This window comes from Vibrio sp. R10-SG-ISO4 (assembly GCF_059834135.1).
This window is the reverse complement of the sequence record NZ_JCBDHJ010000002.1, coordinates 1-24,154: the sequence shown is the minus strand read 5'-3', so window position 1 is coordinate 24,154 and position 24,154 is coordinate 1. Positions and strand designations below refer to the sequence as shown.

Sequence of the window (24,154 nt, the reverse complement as noted above, 5' to 3'; positions counted from 1 at the left end):
TATTTATCCGTAAATTTGCCTACAGCAACACAAATATCCAAATAGAAAGACTTTAACTGCATATTCCCCCATAACAATCACACATTCTAATTGGGGAATTTAGTATGATTCGCAGTGCTTGCTAAAGAAAAGGAACAACGTATGAGACTGTTTAAGCGCTATACACCAAGTATGATTGCTAAACACGTGAGTCGGCTATTTAAGGGAAGAATCTACATCTACGGAGTCGGAGGTTTTGAGTTTGATAATGGCAAGCTCATCCTACCCGCAAAAGCAGAAAGCAAACACTTCAAAGCGGTGAAGGAAGTGAATCAAGAAATTATGAAGCTCCGTTGCGCGTACGCTTGAGCGTTACCATACCGCCAATGAGCGCGGGTGGAACACTCAAAGAGATAAAGTAAAAGGGTTGGTCAGTGACCAACCCTTTATTCTTTTCGCGGCTATGGTTTACGACTAAGGTTTTTGTGGATAAGAGTATCCCGCCTATAGGCGCTTGATAAACGCGCGGAGTGAGCTTAATCGGGTTGGAGTGTTCGAGCCCGTTTGGCCAACTCAGGGAGATTGCCTTTAAGCCCAAGGGCGCGCTTCATCACTTCATCTTTTGCGCCCGGTAGTTGCCCCAACAAAGACATACCAATCCCTCGCACCAGTTTCTTCGCAGGGTTATCGCCGGCAAACAGATCTTTAAATCCTTGCATGGCGGCAATCATTTTCGCCGCTTCCGCTTTACGCCAGCGTTCATAAGCACGCAAATTGCGCTTGCGGCCAATATCTTCACCGCATTGCCAAATCTCGACGATCTCTTGCGCTAGGCTAGCCGCATCCAGCAAGCCCAAGTTCACGCCTTGACCGGCTAATGGGTGAATGGTGTGCGCGGCATCGCCCACTAAGGCGATACGCTCAGCAACAAAGTCTCGTGCGTAACGCATTTTAAGAGGAAAGGCGAAGCGTTCACCTTGCACTTCACATAGCCCTAGCCGCCCGTCAAACTCAACCATCAACTGCTTGTTGAATTCGGTGTCACTCATCTCGACTAAGCGCTGAGCTCGGTTCGGATCGGTGGACCAGACAATCGAGCTCATCTTACTATCATTAAGCGGAAGAAACGCAAGCGGCCCTTGCGCAGTAAAAATCTGCCGAGCGACTCTTTGATGCTCATCTTCTGTGACGACATTCGCCACCACCGCACTATGGCCATAGTCCCAATGGGTCAATGGAATATCTTGCTGCTGTCGAACCCAAGAGTTCGCGCCATCTGCGCCAACCACCAACTTGGCCGTCAATGCTTGACCATCATCCAGCGTCAGCCACGCTTCGCTTTCACCGACCGCAAGGGTTTGACACTTGGCCGGCATAAACATTGATACATTGGCTTGCTGCGTCACTTTCTCAAGCAACGCGAGCTGTATGACTCGGTTTTCAACAATATGGCCGAGATCGGGCTGGGCGAGCTGCGTGGCATCAAACTCGATACGTGCAAAGCTGTCTTGCTCCCACACTTCCATCGCTTGATAAGGCGCTGCACGTCTTGAAATAATGCCATCCCAAGCGCCAATATTGCGCAATAGAATTTCACTTGAACGACTGAGCGCAGAGACGCGAACGTCCGGCAATGCTCCTAGCTCAGGCTCGGGTTGCTGACTTTCAATCACGGCAATCCTCAAATCGGTCTCTTTGAGCGCTGCGGCCAACGCTAGACCAACCATTCCGCCACCAACGATAGCAATATCAACACTTTGCATGAACTGTCCTTTCTTTTCTACGATGTGATGGCCGGTTAACGTGCCACCAAACCCAATGTGCGTTGTAAAAGTGGCTTTTTCACTGGCGGCGCCCACTCCATTGCCACCAGTCCGACGTTTCGACCAATTCGCATGGCTAAGTAATCGTTCGAGAAGGTATGAACCAGACCGGCGGTCAACGCAATGGTCTGCTCACGATCCGTTTCTCGACGCTGGCGATATTTGGACAAAAGATCATAGTGCCCAGGATCGTTTGGTGCGCCCGCGATCAGCTCAGCTAGCGTCGCCACATCTCGGATACCTAGGTTAAACCCTTGCCCTGCGATAGGGTGCAAGGTTTGCGCTGCGTTGCCCACCACCGCGATACGATGAGCGATCGTTTGTCGACGAGTACGCAAAATCAGTGGATAACTGGCGCGTTGGCCAGCCTGTTGCAACTGGCCAAGTCGCCAACCAAACGCCGTTTGTAGCTGAGCTAAAAAAGCGCTGTCAGAGAGGGAAAGCAACTCGCTAGCGCGATCAGGTTTGACGCACCACACCAAAGACAACCGCTCTTGCGACATAGGTAACAGCGCCAAAGGGCCGGTTTCAGTGAAGCGTTCAAATGCCTGTCCATGATGTGGCTGCTGAGCACGAATATTGGCAATGATTGCCACTTGATCAAAGTCATGCTCATCGAGCGTCAGCCCCACTTGATCGCAGCTCGATGATAACGCACCGTCTGCCGAAACCAGCAATCGACTTCGAATGTGCTCGCCACTAGACTGGATAATCTCAACGTGCTGAGCACTTCTCTCAAGTTGTAGCACAGAATCTGGGCAGTAGAGCGTAATCGCGGGGCGCTCACTGACCAGTTGGTGATAAATACGCCCAACATCGGCCAATTCGACAACGTACCCCAACGCTTGATCACCAATCTCTTCTCTGCTGATCGACGTCATGCCTGCATGGCCGCGATCAGAGACATGGATATGATTGATGCTCGTTGCCACTGGCGCGATGGCTGCCCACAGCCCCCACTGCTTCAACTGCTTCGCACTGCCATAAGAGAGCGCGATCGAACGCGAATCAAAGCCAGGGTGTCGACTGTGATCGGACTCGAAAGACTCCACAACCGCAATCGACAACTCACCATGACACAGAGTATCCAGCGCGAGAGCCAGCGTCATTCCCGCCATGGCTCCCCCTGATATCACCACATCATACTGCTTCATCCTGATTCCTTACTGACGAATTAATGGATCGTAGGTGCGCGCTCGGGCGTACTCGGTTTTTGACCGAACTCGGCATGAATCGTCAGTACGCACGCTTTGATGTGCTCGATCACTTGCAGAAGTAGATCGGCCTGCTCTTGCAGATCATCGTCTTCGTCGATCCCCAATTTCGAGATCTCCTCAAGATCCGCAAGGGCTTCTTTGCACTCTTGAGACGCTTTTTTCAAATTGGTGCCTACCAAGCCAAGCCCAGAGATAAAATGGTTTACCCAATCGGCCACACCATCAGCCACATCAAACAACGAGGCACTGGCCTCCTCATCGGGCAATAGCAAGGCCATCTCTAAGCTGGCGCTGGTCATATCTGCAACCGTCACATCCAACGTCTTTTGCGCGTGCGCTAACGCACTGGTTGGCCATCCCATGCCTTCGTTGGTGTAGTCAAACAGCATCGGCTGCCAGCTTTTATCAGTCAGACTCAAACCACCGCTGAGCATGCCCGTCAATAAGCCGTGTAGCTCCGAAGGGTTCACAGCCAGTCCGGCACTTTGCAGTTCGCTTGCGAGAGAGAGGTAATCTGGTAGGGATTTATTGCTCATAGAAATGACCCAAATTTTACAGGAATAGGACTAATCCTAACACTTACCACACCTTGCGAAAACGCACGAATCGACAATAGTGAATAGCTTTTACGCAAATTGTCCATTTCGTGTCTTTTTACACCCGAGTCGGTCGTGAAAAGCTTGAATCTTATCTAGGCTTTTCCTATAGTTTCCTCCTCGGTGACATTGCGTAGGGCGCTGAATTGTCATCTTAATCGGAATATTTGAATTGATATGAGTAATCAAGCGGTAGATGTCGAAATTTTAGGAAAGCTGACGAGAGTGAATTGCCCTGCGGGACAAGAAGACTCACTACGTCGAGCTGCAAAGCGCCTTGATGAAAGCCTAAAAGAGATGACCGCAAAAACTAAAATGACCAATGAAGTGCAATTGCTGACCTTCGTCGCGCTGAACTTCTGTCATGAACTCGAAACCCGTGATACTGTGGAAGAGCAACAGAATCACATGTGTGAGCGCATGGAATTGCTCACCGCATCGATTGACGATGCATTGAATAAAGTAAAGCCAGGACAGCAATAATCAAGAATTTACCCTGGAGTGTGCGTGAGGGGATTAGTCCCTGAGCCGATAAGCAATACCCAAGGGTCGGTACTTGATAGCTATTGAGCAAGCTCGGCATGCACCGAGAAGCCTACGGTTATCATTGCTGATCCGCCTTGAACCAGCTGGTTCAAGGGTCAACATCTCCAACGGCACTCTGGGGTATCCTCCTTGCGCAACATGCGTTGGATTTACCCTTTGATAGGGGTAACGCAGCATGTCTGAGTCTCGACAACAATTTCGTCAAACCATCCGCCAAAAACGACAGCAACTTGACAGTGATGTGCAGCACCTCGCCGCGCTTGATCTCGTGCATCAGTTTTCATCACTTCCAGAGCTCACCTCTGCCGAGCACATCGCACTTTATCTCTCAACGGACGGCGAAATTGACACCATGCCGTTAATCGAATGGCTATGGCAACAAGGTAAAAAAACCTATCTCCCTGTGCTGCATCCTTTTTCCAAAGGCCACCTGCTGTTTTTGCACTATCACGCCAACACGCCGTTAGTGGAAAACCGCTTCTACATTCCAGAGCCCAAGCTTGACCAAACTCAAGTCATCCCGGTAGAAAAACTGGATTTAATCTGCACACCTTTGGTCGGTTTTGACTCACGTGGCCAACGCCTTGGCATGGGCGGCGGCTACTACGATCGTACCTTAGCCAAATGGTTTGCCTGCTCGCAAGGCGCAAAGCCAATTGGCTTAGCCCATGATTGCCAACACGTTGATGTCCTACCTGCTGAGCAATGGGACGTGCCACTTCCAAAAATAGTGACCCCAAGCCGGATATGGGATTGGGAATAGACGTCATTTGCGGCTATAATCGCGCGCAATTCACTGATATTTACACCGCATTTAGGAGATGGGCATGACTCAAGATGAAATGAAAAAAGAAGCCGGCTGGGCTGCACTACAATATGTCGAAAAAGGCAGTATTGTCGGTGTGGGTACGGGCTCCACTGTAAATCACTTCATCGATGCATTGGGCACTTTGAAAGACGACATCAAAGGTGCCGTATCCAGCTCTGAAGCTTCCACCGAGAAACTCAAAGGACTCGGTATCGAAGTGTTTGATTGCAATGACGTGACCAAACTGGATGTTTACGTCGATGGCGCGGATGAGATCAACCCAGCACGTGAAATGATCAAAGGTGGCGGCGCGGCACTGACTCGTGAAAAGATCGTCGCGGCGATTTCCGACAAGTTCATCTGTATTGTCGACAACACCAAAGCCGTTGACGTTCTTGGTCAATTCCCATTGCCTGTTGAAGTCATCCCTATGGCTCGCGCTTACGTTGCACGTGAGCTGGTTAAACTTGGTGGTGAGCCTGTCTACCGTGAAGGTGTTCTGACCGACAATGGCAACATCATTCTCGACGTTCACAATATGAAGATTGTTGAACCTAAAAAGACCGAAGATCAGATCAATGCCATCGCAGGCGTCGTGACCGTTGGCCTATTCGCTCATCGCGGCGCGGATGTCGTGATCACCGGGACACCAAACGGAGCCCAAATCGAGGCATAAAACGACTTAATTTAGTTATTTCCTTACAAACGGCGCCTTTAGGTGCCGTTTTTCTTTTTAGCCCGATAAAAATTATTCCTTATTCCGTAATTTTCTTACCCAAGCTGTATTTTTTTTGTTAACTTAGTGAGCAGAAGACGCACAAGGAAAACGTTTGCGTCACACTAAGTGTCGAAAAAACGTTGTCATTTAACATGTGCGCCAGTTAAGCCCCAATTTCCCATTATAAGGATGAACATAATGGCCAAAGTTTCACTGGAAAAAGACAAAATTAAGATTCTACTCCTAGAAGGCCTTCACCCATCGTCGGTCGAAGTTTTGCAAGCCGCTGGCTACTCCAACATTGAGTACCATAAAGGTTCCCTTGCAGAAGATGAGCTTCTAGAAGCCGTTAAAGATGCCCACTTTATTGGTATTCGCTCGCGCACCAATCTTTCCAAGGAAGTGATTGATGCTGCAGAAAAGTTAGTCGCGATTGGCTGTTTTTGTATTGGTACCAACCAAGTGGATCTTAATGCGGCGTCCGTTCGCGGTATTCCAGTGTTTAACGCCCCATTCTCAAACACGCGCAGTGTGGCAGAGTTGGTGCTAGGTCAAGTTCTCCTACTCCTTCGCGGTATCCCTGAAAAGAATGCCCTTGCCCACCGTGGCATTTGGAAGAAGAGTGCCGATCACTCTTACGAAGCACGCGGTAAACGCCTTGGCATCATTGGTTACGGTCACATCGGTACCCAGCTTGGCATCATCGCTGAAAACTTGGGTATGCGCGTCTACTACTACGACATTGAAAACAAACTCTCTCTTGGCAACGCGACACAAGTCCACACCATGAGTGAGCTTCTCAATAAGTGTGATGTCATCTCTCTGCACGTACCAGAAACGCCAGAAACCAAAAACATGATGGGCGCTGAAGAGTTTGCTCGCATGAAGCCAGGCTCAATCTTCATCAACGCCGCTCGTGGTACCGTGGTGGATATTGAAGCGCTGTGCCATGCAATGGAATCAGGCCACCTAGCTGGCGCGGCGATTGATGTGTTCCCGGTGGAACCAAAGACCAATGCGGACCCATTTGAATCGCCATTACAGAAGTTTGATAACGTTATCCTCACTCCTCATGTCGGCGGTTCGACACAAGAAGCGCAAGAGAACATCGGCGTAGAAGTCGCGGGTAAATTAGCGAAATACTCAGACAACGGGTCAACCCTATCGAGTGTTAACTTCCCAGAGGTGTCGTTGCCTGAACACCGTGACTGCTCGCGTTTGCTGCACATTCACAAAAACCGTCCTGGCATCCTGACGCAAATTAACACCATCTTCGCAGAAGACGGCATCAACATCGCGGCTCAGTATCTGCAAACCAGCGCAGAGATCGGCTACGTGGTGATTGACGTTGAAACGGGCCGCTCTGAAGAGGCGCTTGAGAAGCTAAAAAGCATTGAAGGCACCATTCGCGCGCGAATCCTGCACTAATGGTTCGTTGAGCAGCAATAAAAAACCACCGCGAGGTGGTTTTTTATTGGGATAAACTTAATTAAAGATGGGTTTATGGCTTGAGCGTTCGCTCTCCGCGAGCAATGCCTACCACGCCACTTCGCGCCACTTCAATCACGTCCGTCACTTCAGAAATCGCTTGAATGAAGGCATCCAGTTTGTCGCTGGTCCCGGCCAACTGAACGGTGTATTGCGAAGAGGTCACATCGACAATTTGGCCGCGGAAAATATCCGCCGTGCGCTTCACTTCAGCGCGAGCAAAGCCACTGGCTTTGACTTTCACCATCATCAGTTCGCGTTCGATATGCTCAAACTCGGTGACTTCTTGCACTTTCAGCACGTCAATCAGCTTGTGCAGTTGCTTTTGAATCTGTTCAAGCTGCATGTTATCTGAAATGGTCGTAATGTTGAGGCGTGATAAGGTCTCATCGTCTGTCGGTGATACCGTCAATGACTCAATGTTGTAGCCACGCTGAGAGAATAGCCCCACCACGCGAGACAAGGCGCCCGGCTGGTTTTCCAGTAGTAGTGAAATAATATGTCGCATAATTAGGTTCTCTCCGTTTTGCTCAACCACATTTTGTCCATACCCTCGCCTTTGATCTGCATTGGGTAAACGTGCTCTGTTTCATCGACATTGATATCCACAAACACCAAACGATCTTTCATATCCAAAGCTTGCTTTAGGCCCGCTTCCAGCTGATCGGGGGTTTCGATACGGATACCCACATGCCCATACGCCTGTGCAATGGCTGCAAAGTCAGGAACAGAACTCATGTAGGAGTTGGAGTGTCGCCCTTGGTAGATAATGTCTTGCCACTGTTTGACCATGCCCAAGAAACGGTTGTTGAGGTTAATGATCTTCACCGGAATATCATACTGCATCGCCGTAGAGAGCTCTTGGATGTTCATCTGAATACTGCCATCGCCCGTCACGACAACCACTTCTTCATTCGGCTTAGCAAATTTCACTCCCATACCCGCAGGAAGGCCAAAGCCCATCGTGCCTAGACCACCAGAATTGATCCAGCGGCGAGGTTTATTAAACGGATAGTAGAGCGCGGCAAACATCTGGTGCTGACCAACATCAGAAGCCACATAAGCGTCGCCATTCGTCAGCTTGTGCAGTGTCTCGATAACTTGCTGAGGCTTAATCCGCTCTGGAGAGGTTTCATACGCTAAGCAAGCGCGATCGCGCCATGCTTGAATGTCGTCCCACCAGCGAGTCAATGCTTGTTGATCGTTGGATGCTTGTTGATCTTCTAGCAGATCAACCATAGCTTGCAGTACTTTGTCCGCAGAGCCGACGATCGGCAGATCCGCTTTGACGTTTTTAGAGATGGATGAGGGATCAATGTCGACATGCATAACTTTCGCATCGGGACAATATTTCTCTAGATTGTTGGTGGTGCGATCATCAAAGCGAACCCCAACACCAAAGATCAGATCGGCGTTATGCATCGCCATGTTTGCTTCATACAGACCATGCATCCCGAGCATACCGAGCGCATTTTTGTGTGTGCCGGGAAAAGCCCCTAGCCCCATCAGTGTGCTAACAACCGGCAAATTCAGCGCTTCTGCCAATTTGAGCAGAGGTTTATCTGCTTCGGCGATCACCGCGCCACCACCGACATAAAGAACCGGCTTTTTCGCGTCGAGCAGCGCTTTCAGCGCCTTTTTGATCTGCCCTTTGTGCCCGCTGGTTGTCGGCTTATAAGAGCGCATTGAGATGGATGAAGGATACTCGTAAGGCAGCTTCACCAGAGGATTCATCACATCCTTAGGCAAATCAATCACCACAGGACCTGGTCGTCCGGTAGTGGCAATATAAAAGGCTTTTTTGACCGTTTCAGGAATATCTTCCGCTTTTTTCACCAAAAAGCTGTGTTTTACCACAGGACGAGAGACACCAACAATGTCACACTCTTGGAACGCATCGTTGCCAATCAGGTTATTGGGCACGTTGCCAGAAATGACGATCATCGGGATAGAATCCATGTACGCCGTCGCGATCCCCGTAATGGTATTGGTCGCACCGGGTCCAGAACAGACAAGCACCACACCTGGATTGCCCGTTGCTCTTGCATAGCCGTCGGCCATGTGGGTAGCGGCTTGTTCGTGACGCACGAGAACGTGCTTGATTTGGTCGGTTTTGGCGTGCAGCGCATCATAGATATCAAGAACGGAACCACCTGGGTATCCAAAAATCTGTTCAACGCCTTCTTCGATCAGAGATTGCACCACCATCTCTGCTCCGGACAACATTGCTGCCATATTTTTCTCCTTACCAGTACCTCAATCAATAAGGTCAATCAATTGAGCTGGTTTTACATAGTCTAGGGCTTATTCGTAGCCTAATCGAAATACATACACTTTTTCGGCTATGTCCTGCTCTGTCGTAACAAAAAGCAAGGTAACGCAACAAATGTAACGTTTAATTAGCACCAGGTCTAATGCGATTTACCTCGCAAAATTGACAAGATGCTACTAAACAAGGAAACAGGGCCTTAAATACTCACCAAGTGGCACCAAAGCAATACAAGGCATTAAAGTAATGGAAAATTTTAGTCATATATATTGTTTCATCACTTCTTATCACCCTAATCTCATTGGCTAAAGCTGATGAGTAAAGCGCAAAAAAAATCCCTCAATGACTCATGTATGCCATTGAGGGATTTTTCATCAATCGAAAAATTATCCTAGCGCGGAACTACTTGCGTTCCGGCTTATCACTGTACATTTCTTCGATTTCGTCCTGATATTTATCATTAATCACTTTTCTTCGCAGTTTTTGAGTTGGCGTTAGCTCGCCATCGTCCATTGAGAAGGCTTTAGGCAATAGTTTGAACTTTTTCACTTGCTCAAAGTTGGCCAACTCTTTTTGCAGATCTTTGACTCGCTTTTCCAGCATTTCGACCACTTGGTGGTGTTTTATCAGCTCGACCCTGTCGTGATACTTAATGTTCAACTCTTTGGCGTACTCTTCCAAGCTGTCAAAACAAGGCACAATCAGAGCGGAGACAAATTTGCGCGTATCGGCAATCACCGCCACCTGCTCAATGAAGTGATCTTTGCCGATCGCCCCTTCAACCACTTGAGGCGCAATGTATTTACCGCCGGAGGTTTTCATCAGCTCTTTGATACGGTCGGTAATAAAGAGATGGCCATCCTCATCAATATGCCCCGCGTCTCCTGTCTTCAAGAAGCCTTGCTCGTCAAAACTCTTCGCTGTCTCTTCAGGCATTTTGTAATAGCCACGCATAACCATAGGGCCACGAACGAGAATCTCGTTGTTCTCTCCGATTTTCACTTGCGCACCGGGCATAGTGACACCAATAGAGTCAGGGTTAAAACCGGTATCGCTCCAGCATGACACTGTCGCGGTGGTTTCCGTCATACCGTAGCCTAACTTGACGTTAATGCCTAAGGCATGGAAAAAACGGCCAATGGTTTCATCAAGCTTTGCGCCGCCACAAGGCATAAAATTGATGCGACCACCCAATAAAGCACGCAACTTCGACAAAACCAACTTATCCGCAAGCGCATGTGACTTTTTCAGTAGAAAAGAAGGCTTTCGTCCCTCTTGATGACACGCCGACACCTTAGCGCCCATATTCACCGCCCAAGTGAACAGCACTTTGCGAATCAGTGGGGCTTTAGACACTTTTTCATGAATGGCCGAGAAGATTTTCTCGTAAAATCTTGGCACCGCACACATCACAGTAGGGCGCACTTCGCCTAAGGCATCACGCACTTGCATGGTGTCTTGCAGATAGCAATTGGTCGCGCCTTTGTAGAGCACGTAGTAAGTCCACGCCCGCTCGAACACGTGAGACAACGGTAAGAAACAGAGCGACACATCCTCTTGAGAGAGGCTCAGACGTTTGTCATGCCCTTCGAGTTGCGCGGCAATGTTAGCGTAATCGAGCATCACGCCTTTTGGCTGACCTGTGGTACCTGAGGTGTAAATCAGTGTGAGCAGATCATCGGCGTTTGCTTGGCTTAAACGCGCGTCAAGCTCCGCTTGGTGCGCTTGGCTGCCGCTGGCAATAAACCCTTTCCAGCTCATCGCGTTCGGCGCATCCCCTAATTCGATGTCATCGGACATAGCGACAATCAACTCAAGCTGCGGGCACAGTGTCGTGATCTCTAACGCCGCATCAAACTGGGCTTGCTCGCCAACAAACAGTACTTTCACATCTGCGTTTTCTACGATGTATGCGGACTGGGCGGCGGTGTTGGTCGGATAAATAGGAACAGTCACGATACGGGCTTGCAGCGCACCGATATCAGCGATGGTCCATTGCGGCATGTTGTTGGAAAAAATGCCGACTTTATCTTGTATTCTCAATCCTTGAGCCAATAGTGCAAGCGACACGGCGTCCACTTGCTGACCGAACTGCTTCCAACTGATGTCTTGCCAAGCACCGTTCACTTTGTGCTTGAGCGCGGCGCGCTCGGCGCCTTGTGCAATTCTGTCTCGAATTCGTTGTACGATATGAAAATCTAAATTGGCCATCACTTCTACCTTTAGCTTACACCTGTAAGCCTTATTTCAGCGCACAAGTGTACATTTCAAGTTTGAAAAGGCAACTGACACTCATCAAACTTCTGCCGCTAAATAGTAAAAAACCTCGGGAGGCCAGAGCCACCCAAGGTTTTTTAATACAAGAAAAGTGTGTCAATTAGTTTAAAGCGACCACTTCACCGCACACCATCATCAGTTGATCACGCAACCAGATGTGGCCTTTGTCTTTTTCACTCGACTCGTGCCAGCTGAGGTAGCCACTGATACTGGCGTTCTCAAACGGGAACTCAAGTACTTGTAGCTGCTCTTTGTTGGCGGCATTTTCAACCATCCAACGCGGTGCGATAGTCACGAGCTCTGACTGACCGACCACGTACAGCACGTTACTCAAGCTCGTACCTTCATAGTACGCTTGTAAGTCTAGATCACGATAAGCTTGCTCAGAGAAGCTACGTTGACCATGGATTTTAGACAGTTTTGCGTGACGCTCACGCAGCAAGTCATCTGCGCTCACGCTGCCGTTAATGCGCGAGTGTGCTTTTGATGCGACGACAACCAATTCGTCTTGGAAGATTTCTGTGCTTGAGAAACCTTGCTCATCAAAACGGGCGTAATCAATCACAAAATCAATTTCTTGATAACGCATGCGCTCAGCCAATTGACGGTCAAATTCCGCATCGAGGTGCAGTTGAACATTCGGTGCCAACTCGTGAATCGTTGCCATGATTTTTGGTGCAAAACGCATGTCACAAGGGCTGCAAATACCAAGCTTGAAAAGACGTGTTGACGTTTCAGGAGAAAACACAGAACTTGGCAGCTCGTTACGGATCAGTTGCAACGCTTGGCGCACAGGGCCAAACAGTTGGCGAGCGCGTTGAGTCGGCTGGATACCGCGACCTTGACGCATAAAGAGTTCGTCATTAAACATCACTTTTAGGCGTGCGACAGCGTTGCTCACTGCAGGTTGAGACATGCCCAAGTTATGCGCAGCGCGTGTGATGTTTTGCTCTTGCATCACTGCATCAAACACGGTTAATAGGTTGAGATCCACTCCACGTAACGTACTTTCCATACGGTAGCTAGACATAGCGCTAACCGATTCTTTCTTGTCATTCATTTGGCAAGCCTCATTAAAATTCGTCAAATTCATTCAATATTTTTGATGCGAATAGGTGGGGAACAGAAAGCCGTGGCACGGGATGGCACTCGTATTTCTAAGTCAGATATTTCCTAACGCATTACTACTATCAACGAATCAAACTGCGCTTATCAACTAGATTGATATTTAATCAGTATTTTTTATCATACAAATCAGAAAGAACTTACAAATCAACATGTTAATCCACATATAAAAATAACTAAAACGCTGTTTTTTATAGAAATATACAAATATTTTATATACCTAGCGCATTTCCATATCGCGCCGCTATTATGGAGGGAATCAATAGTTACTCTCGCAGATACAAAAACAGCATCAATAACTGATGCTGTTTTTGTCGAATCAACGTAGCGCCTATCTCAACGCTAGGAGGGGGTAACATAACTTGGAAAATCCACTCGCTCCCATAGTTCACCGGTCAACGCCAACTGATCATCCCAACGCCCTTTTTCAATCCACGCCACAATTGCCTGTGCGACATCGGGGTAATTCACACTCTCTGCTCCAGGCTCATCGAGCCAACGACGAACAATCGAGGCATCCAACATCTCCATCGACGACGCCAACCCGAGATCCTCTAATGTTGCCACATTGCTCAGTTGCTCAAACTGCCCACTCAAGGGCTTGAGTAGCAGCTTCTTACCCAACGTCAACGCTTCTGATGGCAGCTCAAAACCACCATTGGCAATCACCCCACCGCAGCGATTGAGATGGTGATGAAAAGAGGAGACGCTGAGTGGCATAAACTCGATATTGTCGATAAGTTCAGGTTCGATGATTTCTGGGTGATAACAGATAAAGCGATGGTTAACAAAGCGAAGCAACAACTCCGAAATGTCGGCGGTGCTTTCAAACGGCAAATAAACCAAAATAAACGCTTCTTCTGCCACTTCTTCTCTGTGCGTATGCACAATTGGTGGCAAAATGGGTTGATCAAAATGATACCAATGCAACCCGATGTGATAATTGGCTGGGGCAAAATGCTCGATGACTTGTCTATCAAACCAACTCGCGCCACGTAAAGGGACAGGGTAGCGAAAGGCGTTTTGGTGGCTGATGCTAATCGATGGGATGTTTTGTTGCCGTGCGGCCCAAGCAGACACAGGCTCGAAATCATTGAGGACGAGATCGTACTGAGATAAGTCGAGCTGTTTGACTTCTCGCCAAAAGTGCCAGGGGTTATTGCTCAAGGCGGTTTTTAGGTAATCCACCTGACCTTTATTGGTCACAAATGAAAAGCCTTGCCGAGTTTGATAGTCGCCAAACTCCTCCATAGAGAAGTACTTAGACTTTTCTCGCCCAGAAAAGAGAAACTGCACCTCCAACCCGCTCTTTTTTAAACACTGTGCCATTGCTCTTGCACGAGCGATATGACCATTACCAGTGCCTTGAACGCCATACAGTATTTTCACTCATTAACCTCCAATCAGGGTGAGGGCAGCTTGAGCACACATCATGCCCAAGACGGCGCCTAACAACACATCAGTGAGAAAATGGACACCCAACAAGATACGAGATAAGGCGATGAAACAGGCCCAGACTAACGCGATGACCGCTAAGCCTGGATAAAAGTGTCCGATCAAGGTGGCCATTAAGAACGCCGCTGCCGTATGCCCAGAGGGTAAACTGTAGCGATCGGATGGCGTAATAAAAGAGGGCACCAGATCTGACAACTCCTGCGGACGGCGGCGCTTAAATAGGTTTTTCAACGTCCAGTAAATCGGAAGCTCGATAAGAAACGCCGTTAAACCAACAAGCAGAAACCAAGCCCCAGTATCGCCACCCCAGCCCCACGCTAGAGCGCCAAATAACACATAGAGGTGCCCATCACCTGTGTGAGAAACGGCTTTGCTCAAGCGAGACACAGGCCAAGAAAACTTGTGCTGCAAGCAAAACAATGAGAACGCCAAATCTAACTTTGCGATAGGTTCGATAGTACGCATGACCGACTCCTTTCCATGACGGTATTGATGACAAATTAAGCGTTTTTGGTGACAGGTTCGTGAACGTTTCACTGTAGTTGCGTGACATCAACATTCAGTAGAGAACGCAAAACTTTGCGTCTGTTGAAAATAAAGAAAACAAGAAAGAGGAGAAAACTTGCACTTTAGGGTTGACCTATGCGGTTGAGTACGGTACTAATTTGTTAACTTAATTTTGTGGATATATAACGACCTTTAAGGACACGTTAATCATGTATATGCGTTTTTCTCTCCTGCTGAGCCTCCTCCTTATCGTGACCAAATCGCGCGGGTAGGCTGTGGACGAAAAACCACCACACAGATTCAAAAAGCCCGCATCAATATGCGGGCTTTTTTTTACTATAACGAAACCGGAAGTCATCGATTCACTCACTCAAATGTGTAGAAATCACTAAGGAAGCAAACATGAACGATCAAGTCATTATTTTCGACACCACATTGCGTGATGGCGAACAAGCGTTGTCAGCAAGTTTGACAGTTAAAGAGAAACTGCAGATTGCCTACGCGCTTGAAAGACTCGGCGTTGATGTTATTGAAGCAGGCTTCCCTGTATCGTCTCCGGGTGATTTTGAATCCGTCCAAGCGATTGCTCGCAATATCAAAAATAGCCGAATCTGTGCGCTTTCTCGTGCAGTGGCAAAAGACATCGATGCGGCGGCTGAAGCATTAAAAGTCGCAGACCAATTCCGTATCCATACCTTCATTTCAACCTCTACAGTGCACGTTCAAGACAAGCTTCGCCGCAGCTACGACGATGTAGTCGAAATGGGTGTCAAAGCGGTTAAACATGCGCGTAACTATACCGATGATGTCGAATTCTCGTGTGAAGACGCTGGCCGTACTCCAATTGACAACCTATGTCGTATGGTCGAAGCGGCGATCGATGCAGGTGCCAGTACGATCAATATCCCTGATACCGTAGGCTACACGGTGCCCAACGAGTTTGGCGGCATTATTCAAACTCTATTCAACCGCGTGCCAAACATCGATAAAGCGATTATCTCTGTTCACTGTCACGATGACCTTGGTATGTCTGTTGCCAACTCAATTGCAGCGGTTCAAGCAGGTGCACGTCAAATTGAAGGCACCATTAATGGCATCGGAGAGCGAGCGGGCAACTGCTCTCTCGAAGAGATCGCGATGATCATCAAAACTCGTCAAGAACTGCTTGGCGTTCACACTGGCCTTAAACACGACGAAATCCATCGCACCAGTAAACTCGTCAGCCAATTGTGCAATATGCCGATTCAATCCAACAAAGCGATCGTCGGCGCCAACGCGTTTAGCCACTCTTCCGGCATTCACCAAGATGGCATGCTGAAGAATAAGAACACTTACGAAATCATGACGCCAGAGTCGATTGGATTGAAAAACCAAGCGTTGAACCTAACCAGTCGCAGTGGACGTGCCGCGGTGAAGAGTCATATGGACTCGATGGGCTACAAGAGCGAAGAGTACAACCTAGATGCGTTGTACGAAGATTTCTTGAAGCTGGCTGACCGCAAGGGGCAAGTGTTTGACTACGATTTGGAAGCCTTGATGCACTTCTCTAACTTGCGCGAAGAAGATGACTACTACAAGTTGAACTATCTCAGCGTGCAATCTGGTAGCGTAATGGCCACCACCAGTATCAAGTTGCAGTGCGGTGATGAAGAGCGCTGCGAAGCAGCCGTCGGCAATGGCCCGGTGGATGCCTTGTACCAGTGTATCTATCGCGTCACTGGGTATGATATTGTGCTGGATAAGTTTGACTTAACCGCCAAAGGTGAAGGGGAAGATGGTTTGGGCCAAGCGGATATTATCGCCAACTACAAAGGCCGAAAATATCACGGTACCGGTGTTTCAACGGACATTGTCGAAGCCTCAGGCCAAGCCCTTCTTCACGTGATCAACAGCATTCACCGTGCAAACCAAATTGCTGAAATCAAACAGAAAAAAATCGCAACCGTATAAGACGCCTGAGACTCCGGTCTCTAGGCTTCACGATAATTAAAATTAAAGGATTAACATGACAGACAAAACGTACAACATTGCCGTTCTCCCTGGTGACGGCATCGGCCCAGAAGTAATGGCGCAAGCCAATAAAGTACTGGATGCGATTGAGAGTAAGCACGGAATCCGCTTTGAGCGTGAACAGCATGATGTGGGTGGCATCGCCATCGACAACCACGGTACGCCACTCCCAGAGAGCACGGTGAAGGCGTGTGAAGAGTCCGATGCCGTTCTATTTGGCTCAGTAGGTGGTCCGAAATGGGAACATCTACCGCCGAACGATCAACCTGAACGTGGTGCGTTACTGCCGCTACGTAAACATTTCCAACTCTTTTGCAACCTGCGCCCAGCTCAAATCCATTCTGGACTGGAAGCCTTCTCACCACTCCGCGCAGACATCTCTGAGCGTGGCTTTGATATCGTCGTCGTGCGTGAGCTGACTGGCGGCATCTACTTCGGTCAACCGAAAGGACGTGAAGGTGAAGGCGCCAACGAGAAAGCGTTTGATACCGAAGTCTACCACCGCTTTGAAATCGAGCGTATTGCGCGTATTGCGTTTGAGTCTGCACAGCTGCGCCGCAAGAAAGTGTGCTCAGTTGATAAAGCGAACGTACTGCAAAGCTCTATTCTATGGCGAGAAGTGGTGGAACAGATCGCAAAAGAGTACCCAGATGTTGAGCTTTCTCACATGTACATCGATAACGCCACGATGCAGCTTATCAAAGATCCGGCTCAGTTTGATGTCATGCTGTGCTCGAATATTTTCGGCGACATCATCTCGGATGAGTGTGCGATGATCACCGGCTCAATGGGTATGCTCCCTTCTGCCAGTCTCAATGAGAGCAAGTTTGGTCTGTATGAACCCGCTGGCGGTAGTGCCCCGGACATCGCAGGCAAAAACATCGCCAACCCAGTAGCGCAAATTCTGTCAGCAGCGCTCATGCTGCGTTACAGCCTAGGCGAAGAAGCCGCAGCGCAAGATATTGAACATGCCGTGTCAAAAGCGCTAGCCGCTGGCGAGCTTACCGCAGACCTTGCTGGTAACAACCCCGCTCTGACGACCTCAGAGATGGGCGACAAAATCGCTGGATACATTTTAAACTCGTAATCGACAGACCAAACACAACAGACTATAAGTCGTCATGACACCGCCAATCGCCGCTTGGCATTGGCGGGTTTATCGACAAGGACGACGAGGAAGAGCAATGGGTAAAACATTATACGAAAAGGTGTATGACGCACATATCGCCGTCGAAGCCGAGGGTGAAAACCCTATCCTTTATATTGATCGTCACTTAGTGCATGAAGTGACCTCACCACAAGCGTTTGATGGCTTGCGTGAGAAAGGACGCACCGTGCGTCAAGTCAGCAAGACCTTCGCAACCATGGATCACAACGTCTCGACCACCACCAAAGACATCAATGCATCCGGTGAAATGGCGCGAATCCAGATGGAAACGCTGTCCAAAAACTGTGAAGAATTTGGCGTCACACTGTATGACATCAACCACAAATACCAAGGCATTGTCCACGTAATGGGCCCTGAGCTCGGTATTACGCTTCCGGGTATGACCATCGTATGTGGTGACTCACATACCGCAACGCACGGCGCCTTTGGTTCCTTGGCATTCGGTATCGGCACCTCAGAAGTTGAGCATGTGCTTGCCACTCAAACCTTGAAGCAAGCGCGCGCCAAAACAATGAAGATTGAAGTCAAAGGCAAGGTCGCCCCAGGCATCACAGCAAAAGACATCGTGCTTGCCATCATAGGGAAGACCACTGCCGCAGGCGGCACGGGTTACGTAGTCGAGTTCTGTGGTGAAGCGATCCGAGATCTGTCGATGGAAGGTCGTATGACGGTGTGTAACATGGCAATTGAATTAGGCGCTAAAGCAGGCCTGATTGCACCCGATCAAACCACTTTCGATTACATCAAAGGTCGTAAATTTGCGCCTACGGGTGCCAACTGGGACGCTGCCGTAGAGTATTGGCAAACCCTGAAAACCGACGATGACGCCAAGTTTGACGCAGTCGTTACGCTAAATGGTGCAGACATCAAACCACAAGTCACTTGGGGGACAAACCCAGGACAAGTGATCGCCGTCGATAGTCCAATCCCTACGCCCGAGAGCTTTCAAGATCCTATCGAGAAAGCCTCTGCTGAGAAAGCCCTTGCCTACATGGGACTAGAAGCTGGCAAAGCGCTGTCTGACTACTCCGTTGATAAAGTATTCGTTGGTTCTTGTACCAACTCTCGTATCGAGGATATGCGCGCCGCTGCCGCAGTGGCGAAAGGACGCAAAGTGGCGGCTCATGTGCAAGCGTTGATCGTACCGGGTTCCGAGCAAGTGAAAGCGCAAGCCGAAGCTGAAGGGCTCGATGTCATCTTCAAAGAAGCTGGCTTTGAATGGCGCTTACCTGGTTGCTCTATGTGTCTTGCCATGAACAATGACCGCTTAGGGCCAGGAGAGCGTTGCGCCTCCACATCAAACCGAAATTTTGAAGGTCGACAAGGCCGTGGGGGTCGTACCCATCTAGTCAGCCCTGCCATGGCCGCGGCTGCCGCCATTGCTGGCCACTTTGTTGATATTCGTGAGTTAAACTAAGGAGACACCACATGTCAGGATTTAAACAACATACCGGCTTGGTCGTGCCTCTCGATGCAGCGAATGTCGACACTGATGCAATCATTCCTAAGCAGTTCCTACAAAAGGTTTCGCGCTTAGGGTTTGGCAAGCACCTCTTTCATGATTGGCGATTTCTAGATGATGCCGGCGAACAGCCTAACCCGGACTTCGTCCTCAACGCTCCGCGTTATAAAGGGGCCTCAATCCTGCTCGCACGCGAGAACTTTGGTTGTGGTTCATCACGTGAACATGCTCCTTGGGCGTTAGCCGACTACGGTATCAAAGCCATGATCGCGACGAGCTTTGCCGATATTTTTTACGGCAACTCGATCAACAACCAAATGGTCCCTGTGCGCTTAGCAGAACAAGAAGTCGACGAGATTTTTCAATTTGTTGAGGCCACTGAAGGCGCGGAAGTGGAAGTGGACTTAGAAGCGATGAAAGTGCGTGCTAACGGCAAAGAGTACAGTTTTGAGATCGATGAGTTCCGTCGTCATTGCTTGCTCAATGGACTCGACAACATCGGTTTGACCTTACAACACGAAGAGAAGATCGCCGCTTTTGAGGCGAATATCCCCGAGTTCTTGCGTTAATCTCGCACTTACCATAAAGCTGGCAACCTGCCAGCTTTTTTTTTGACCACTCTGAAGATGAAATATATCAGCCACTCGGCGGGTCTCAATCATTATGTACGATTTGTCAGATCAGATTTGTAAAGGTATAAGATGAAAACATCGCTCGCTGCACTTCTCCTGCTCGCCCCTATCTCCGCGTTGGCTGCACCCAAATCAAAACTTTGGGCATATTGGAACACAAGCAACCCGGAACACGCAGAGTCAATCTCTCATCAAGCATGGCAAGAGCTCCTTGATAAATATCTGGTTGTGCAAGGCGAAGACCATCTGTTGCGTTATGGCGCGTTTGAGCCTCAAGATACACTCAAACTCAATCGATATATCGAGTCATTGGAGACGATCGACCCTCGTCAATTACGCCAGAACCAGCAATATGCCTATTGGGTAAACCTGTACAATGCCGTCACCGTTAAACTCATCATCGACCACTACCCCGTATCATCCATAACGAAACTCGGTGGGCTATTTAGCTTTGGCCCTTGGGATCAAGATGTCCTGACGATCAATGGCCAAGAGGTCACTCTCAACGATATCGAGCACCGCATTTTACGCCCAATCTGGCAGGATCCTCGTACTCACTACGCCGTCAATTGCGCCAGTCTTGGCTGTCCAAACTTGCAGGCGTCTGCGTTCACCGCAGAGAATACTGAAGCGCTGCTAGAACAAGCCGCAGAGGCATTTATCAATAGTTATAAAGGAGCAGAGATACAAGGTGAGACACTCACTCTCTCCTCAATTTATGATTGGTTTGCCGCAGACTTTGGCGACAAAGAAGCGCTGTTTGATCACCTAACCCACTACCGCCCGGAACTGGCCGAGTTTTCAGGCAAAATACGCTACGATTACGATTGGCAACTGAACGAACGAAAAGAGTAGTCGAGAACAACAAGAGTAAAAACGAGAAACGCCCAGCTGATTAGCTGGGCGGTTGAGTGTTCAAGCCTGGCGGTGTCCTACTCTCACATGGGCGGTGCGGCGATCCGCAAACCACACTCTACGTTTTTAAGAGAATTACAACGAGAAACGCCCAGCTGAATTAGCTGGGCGTTTGAGTATTTAAGCCTGGCGATGTCCTACTCTCACATGGGGAAGCCCCACACTACCATCGGCGCTAATTCGTTTCACTTCTGAGTTCGGCATGGAATCAGGTGGGTCCAAATCGCTATGGTCGCCAAGCAAATTTTGTTGTCTACTCACCATGATGAGTGAGACGAATAACTGGTGCTGATACCCAGACTCGAACTGGGGACCTCATCCTTACCAAGGATGCGCTCTACCACCTGAGCTATATCAGCACACAAAATCTTGTGTCGGTGGACTAAAAAAACCCGTCTAACAACGGGCTCTCTTTATTTTTAGATACCTTGTTCTAAAAATCAGAGGTCTTACCTTTGTCTTCACTTTATATAAAAAGTGAAAATAAATAGGGCCTGGCGATGTCCTACTCTCACATGGGGAAGCCCCACACTACCATCGGCGCTAATTCGTTTCACTTCTGAGTTCGGCATGGAATCAGGTGGGTCCAAATCGCTATGGTCGCCAAGCAAATTTTGTTTAAGTTTCTAGAAGCTAGTGCCTAGTTCCTAGAACTTAATAATTCGGAAAGCTGTGTTTATCGTTTCTAGCTACTAGGAACTAGACACTCGTCTCTTTATCACACATTCAATGTTCTTACATCGAGTCCATCAAAACCCTTTGGGTGTTGTATGGTTAAGCCTCACGGGCAATTAGTACAGGTTAGCTCAACGCCTCACAGCGCTTACACACCCTGCCTATCAACGTTCTAGTCTCGAACAACCCTTAAGGGCACTTAAAGTGCCAGGGAAGACTCATCTCAGGGCTCGCTTCCCGCTTAGATGCTTTCAGCGGTTATCGATTCCGAACTTAGCTACCGGGCAATGCGTCTGGCGACACAACCCGAACACCAGAGGTTCGTCCACTCCGGTCCTCTCGTACTAGGAGCAGCCCCCTTCAATCTTCCAACGCCCACGGCAGATAGGGACCGAACTGTCTCACGACGTTCTAAACCCAGCTCGCGTACCACTTTAAATGGCGAACAGCCATACCCTTGGGACCGACTTCAGCCCCAGGATGTGATGAGCCGACATCGAGGTGCCAAACACCGCCGTCGATATGAACTCTTGGGCGGTATCAGCCTGTTATCCCCGGAGTACCTTTTATCCGTTGAGCGATGGCCCTTCCATTCAGAACCACCGGATCACTATGACCTGCTTTCGCACCTGCTCGAATTGTCATTCTCGCAGTCAAGCGGGCTTATGCCATTGCACTAACCTCACGATGTCCAACCGTGATTAGCCCACCTTCGTGCTCCTCCGTTACTCTTTGGGAGGAGACCGCCCCAGTCAAACTACCCACCAGGCACTGTCCTCACCCCGGATAACGGGGCTAAGTTAGAACATCAAACATACAAGGGTGGTATTTCAAGGTCGGCTCCACAGATACTGGCGTACCTGCTTCAAAGCCTCCCACCTATCCTACACATGTAGGCTCAATGTTCAGTGCCAAGCTGTAGTAAAGGTTCACGGGGTCTTTCCGTCTAGCCGCGGGTACACTGCATCTTCACAGCGATTTCAATTTCACTGAGTCTCGGGTGGAGACAGCGTGGCCATCATTACGCCATTCGTGCAGGTCGGAACTTACCCGACAAGGAATTTCGCTACCTTAGGACCGTTATAGTTACGGCCGCCGTTTACCGGGGCTTCGATCAAGAGCTTCGACCGAAGTCTAACCCCATCAATTAACCTTCCGGCACCGGGCAGGCGTCACACCGTATACGTCATCTTACGATTTTGCACAGTGCTGTGTTTTTAATAAACAGTTGCAGCCACCTGGTATCTGCGACTCTCAATAGCTCCATCCGCAAGGGACTTCACCGTCAAGAGCGTACCTTCTCCCGAAGTTACGGTACCATTTTGCCTAGTTCCTTCACCCGAGTTCTCTCAAGCGCCTTGGTATTCTCTACCCGACCACCTGTGTCGGTTTGGGGTACGATTCCAACTTATCTGAAGCTTAGAGGCTTTTCCTGGAAGCATGGCATCAATGACTTCACGCCCTTGGGCGCTCGACATCGTGTCTCAGCCTTAAAGAGAGCCGGATTTACCTAACTCTCAAGCCTACGCACTTGAACCTGGACAACCGTCGCCAGGCCCACCTAGCCTTCTCCGTCCCCCCATCGCAATAAGTTGAAGTACGGGAATATTAACCCGTTTCCCATCGACTACGCCTTTCGGCCTCGCCTTAGGGGTCGACTTACCCTGCCCCGATTAACGTTGGACAGGAACCCTTGGTCTTCCGGCGAGGAGGTTTTTCACCCCCTTTATCGTTACTCATGTCAGCATTCGCACTTCTGATACCTCCAGCATGCTTTACAACACACCTTCAACGGCTTACAGAACGCTCCCCTACCCAATACCTAAAAGGTATTGCCGCAGCTTCGGTTTATTACTTAGCCCCGTTACATCTTCCGCGCAGGCCGACTCGACTAGTGAGCTATTACGCTTTCTTTAAATGATGGCTGCTTCTAAGCCAACATCCTAGCTGTCTAAGCCTTCCCACATCGTTTCCCACTTAGTAATAATTTGGGACCTTAGCTGGCGGTCTGGGTTGTTTCCCTCTCCACGACGGACGTTAGCACCCGCCGTGTGTCTCCCGGATAGTACTTACTGGTATTCGGAGTTTGCAAAGGGTTGGTAAGTCGGGATGACCCCCTAGCCTTAACAGTGCTCTACCCCCAGTAGTATTCGTCCGAGGCGCTACCTAAATAGCTTTCGGGGAGAACCAGCTATCTCCAGGTTTGATTGGCCTTTCACCCCTAGCCACAAGTCATCCGCTAATTTTTCAACATTAGTCGGTTCGGTCCTCCAGTTGATGTTACTCAACCTTCAACCTGCCCATGGCTAGATCACCTGGTTTCGGGTCTATATCCAGAGACTGAGCGCCCAGTTAAGACTCGGTTTCCCTACGGCTCCCCTAGATGGTTAACCTTGCCACTGAATATAAGTCGCTGACCCATTATACAAAAGGTACGCAGTCACACCACGAAGGTGCTCCTACTGCTTGTACGTACACGGTTTC

Annotated in this window: 19 protein-coding genes, 1 tRNA gene, 3 rRNA genes and 1 other RNA gene; 11 read left to right on the top strand and 13 right to left on the bottom strand. The window is 49.1% G+C overall.

Features of this window, described 5'->3' with window-relative positions:
• Window positions 1–141 precede the first annotated feature (141 nt).
• On the top strand, window positions 142–348 hold the full coding sequence (locus tag AC6R03_RS01095; protein ID WP_334554167.1) for a DUF1107 domain-containing protein: 207 nt from the start codon (window positions 142–144) through the stop codon (window positions 346–348).
• Between the two features lie 167 nt (window positions 349–515).
• Here AC6R03_RS01095 and AC6R03_RS01090 read toward each other — a convergent pair whose 3' ends face one another.
• From AC6R03_RS01090 to AC6R03_RS01080, 3 genes are read right to left on the bottom strand one after another with little or no spacing between them, the layout of a single operon-like run.
• Window positions 516–1,742 (bottom strand): FAD-dependent 2-octaprenylphenol hydroxylase, encoded by a 1,227-nt coding sequence (locus tag AC6R03_RS01090; protein ID WP_500631818.1) that lies wholly within the window; start codon window positions 1,740–1,742, stop codon window positions 516–518.
• Between the two features lie 35 nt (window positions 1,743–1,777).
• The gene (ubiH, locus tag AC6R03_RS01085) at window positions 1,778–2,956 is read right to left on the bottom strand and encodes a 2-octaprenyl-6-methoxyphenyl hydroxylase (protein WP_500631819.1); all 1,179 of its coding nucleotides are present in this window, start codon (window positions 2,954–2,956) and stop codon (window positions 1,778–1,780) included.
• Between the two features lie 20 nt (window positions 2,957–2,976).
• Window positions 2,977–3,555, bottom strand: coding sequence for a YecA/YgfB family protein (locus AC6R03_RS01080; protein WP_487901387.1), 579 nt, complete (start codon window positions 3,553–3,555; stop codon window positions 2,977–2,979).
• Window positions 3,556–3,792: 237 nt separating this feature from the next.
• Between AC6R03_RS01080 and AC6R03_RS01075 the strand changes: the two genes are divergently transcribed.
• The 5 genes from AC6R03_RS01075 to serA all read left to right on the top strand — a co-directional run bounded on the left by AC6R03_RS01075 (window position 3,793) and on the right by serA (window position 7,115).
• Complete coding sequence (locus AC6R03_RS01075; RefSeq protein ID WP_334554159.1) at window positions 3,793–4,098, top strand: cell division protein ZapA; 306 nt, start codon at window positions 3,793–3,795, stop codon at window positions 4,096–4,098.
• A gap of 7 nt (window positions 4,099–4,105) precedes the next feature.
• A non-coding RNA gene (gene ssrS / locus AC6R03_RS01070) (6S RNA) lies at window positions 4,106–4,287 on the top strand.
• Between the two features lie 49 nt (window positions 4,288–4,336).
• Complete coding sequence (locus tag AC6R03_RS01065) at window positions 4,337–4,924, top strand: 5-formyltetrahydrofolate cyclo-ligase (RefSeq protein ID WP_500631820.1); 588 nt, start codon at window positions 4,337–4,339, stop codon at window positions 4,922–4,924.
• Between the two features lie 64 nt (window positions 4,925–4,988).
• Complete coding sequence (gene rpiA, locus AC6R03_RS01060) at window positions 4,989–5,645, top strand: ribose-5-phosphate isomerase RpiA (protein WP_500631821.1); 657 nt, start codon at window positions 4,989–4,991, stop codon at window positions 5,643–5,645.
• Between the two features lie 240 nt (window positions 5,646–5,885).
• Window positions 5,886–7,115 (top strand): phosphoglycerate dehydrogenase, encoded by a 1,230-nt coding sequence (gene serA / locus AC6R03_RS01055; RefSeq protein ID WP_487901390.1) that lies wholly within the window; start codon window positions 5,886–5,888, stop codon window positions 7,113–7,115.
• Between the two features lie 73 nt (window positions 7,116–7,188).
• On the opposite strand, the gene ilvN is transcribed toward serA, so the two are convergent.
• The 6 genes from ilvN to AC6R03_RS01025 all read right to left on the bottom strand — a co-directional run bounded on the left by ilvN (window position 7,189) and on the right by AC6R03_RS01025 (window position 14,766).
• On the bottom strand, window positions 7,189–7,683 hold the full coding sequence (gene ilvN / locus AC6R03_RS01050; RefSeq protein WP_334554152.1) for an acetolactate synthase small subunit: 495 nt from the start codon (window positions 7,681–7,683) through the stop codon (window positions 7,189–7,191).
• Window positions 7,684–7,685: 2 nt separating this feature from the next.
• Window positions 7,686–9,410: an acetolactate synthase 3 large subunit gene (locus AC6R03_RS01045; protein ID WP_500631822.1), complete on the bottom strand. Its 1,725-nt coding sequence runs from the start codon at window positions 9,408–9,410 to the stop codon at window positions 7,686–7,688.
• 436 nt (window positions 9,411–9,846) lie between these two features.
• Complete coding sequence (locus tag AC6R03_RS01040; protein ID WP_500631823.1) at window positions 9,847–11,655, bottom strand: AMP-dependent synthetase/ligase; 1,809 nt, start codon at window positions 11,653–11,655, stop codon at window positions 9,847–9,849.
• A gap of 166 nt (window positions 11,656–11,821) precedes the next feature.
• Entirely contained in the window at window positions 11,822–12,781 is a 960-nt protein-coding gene (leuO, locus tag AC6R03_RS01035) for a transcriptional regulator LeuO (RefSeq protein WP_500626336.1), read from the bottom strand.
• A 407-nt stretch (window positions 12,782–13,188) separates the two neighbouring features.
• Complete coding sequence (locus AC6R03_RS01030; protein WP_500631824.1) at window positions 13,189–14,235, bottom strand: MJ1255/VC2487 family glycosyltransferase; 1,047 nt, start codon at window positions 14,233–14,235, stop codon at window positions 13,189–13,191.
• A 3-nt stretch (window positions 14,236–14,238) separates the two neighbouring features.
• Complete coding sequence (locus AC6R03_RS01025) at window positions 14,239–14,766, bottom strand: phosphatase PAP2 family protein (protein ID WP_487901394.1); 528 nt, start codon at window positions 14,764–14,766, stop codon at window positions 14,239–14,241.
• A gap of 444 nt (window positions 14,767–15,210) precedes the next feature.
• On the opposite strand from AC6R03_RS01025, the gene leuA reads away from it, so the two are divergent.
• From leuA to AC6R03_RS01000, 5 genes are all read left to right on the top strand, one after another.
• Window positions 15,211–16,758: a 2-isopropylmalate synthase gene (leuA, locus tag AC6R03_RS01020; RefSeq protein ID WP_500626334.1), complete on the top strand. Its 1,548-nt coding sequence runs from the start codon at window positions 15,211–15,213 to the stop codon at window positions 16,756–16,758.
• Between the two features lie 55 nt (window positions 16,759–16,813).
• Complete coding sequence (leuB, locus tag AC6R03_RS01015; protein WP_500631825.1) at window positions 16,814–17,905, top strand: 3-isopropylmalate dehydrogenase; 1,092 nt, start codon at window positions 16,814–16,816, stop codon at window positions 17,903–17,905.
• A 97-nt stretch (window positions 17,906–18,002) separates the two neighbouring features.
• Entirely contained in the window at window positions 18,003–19,403 is a 1,401-nt protein-coding gene (gene leuC, locus AC6R03_RS01010) for a 3-isopropylmalate dehydratase large subunit (RefSeq protein ID WP_487901397.1), read from the top strand.
• An 11-nt stretch (window positions 19,404–19,414) separates the two neighbouring features.
• Window positions 19,415–20,017 carry a 3-isopropylmalate dehydratase small subunit gene (leuD, locus tag AC6R03_RS01005; RefSeq protein WP_500631826.1) on the top strand — a complete coding sequence of 201 codons (603 nt, stop codon included), beginning with the start codon at window positions 19,415–19,417 and terminating at the stop codon, window positions 20,015–20,017.
• 132 nt (window positions 20,018–20,149) lie between these two features.
• Window positions 20,150–20,935, top strand: coding sequence for a DUF547 domain-containing protein (locus AC6R03_RS01000; protein WP_500631827.1), 786 nt, complete (start codon window positions 20,150–20,152; stop codon window positions 20,933–20,935).
• Window positions 20,936–21,119: 184 nt separating this feature from the next.
• On the opposite strand, the gene rrf (AC6R03_RS00995) is transcribed toward AC6R03_RS01000, so the two are convergent.
• The 4 genes from rrf (AC6R03_RS00995) to AC6R03_RS00980 form a co-directional block, all read right to left on the bottom strand.
• Window positions 21,120–21,235: ribosomal RNA gene (gene rrf, locus AC6R03_RS00995) — 5S ribosomal RNA — on the bottom strand.
• A gap of 43 nt (window positions 21,236–21,278) precedes the next feature.
• Window positions 21,279–21,354: transfer RNA gene (locus tag AC6R03_RS00990), tRNA-Thr, on the bottom strand.
• Between the two features lie 133 nt (window positions 21,355–21,487).
• Window positions 21,488–21,603 (bottom strand): 5S ribosomal RNA (rrf, locus tag AC6R03_RS00985).
• A gap of 162 nt (window positions 21,604–21,765) precedes the next feature.
• Window positions 21,766–24,154: ribosomal RNA gene (locus AC6R03_RS00980) — 23S ribosomal RNA — on the bottom strand; the annotation flags it as partial.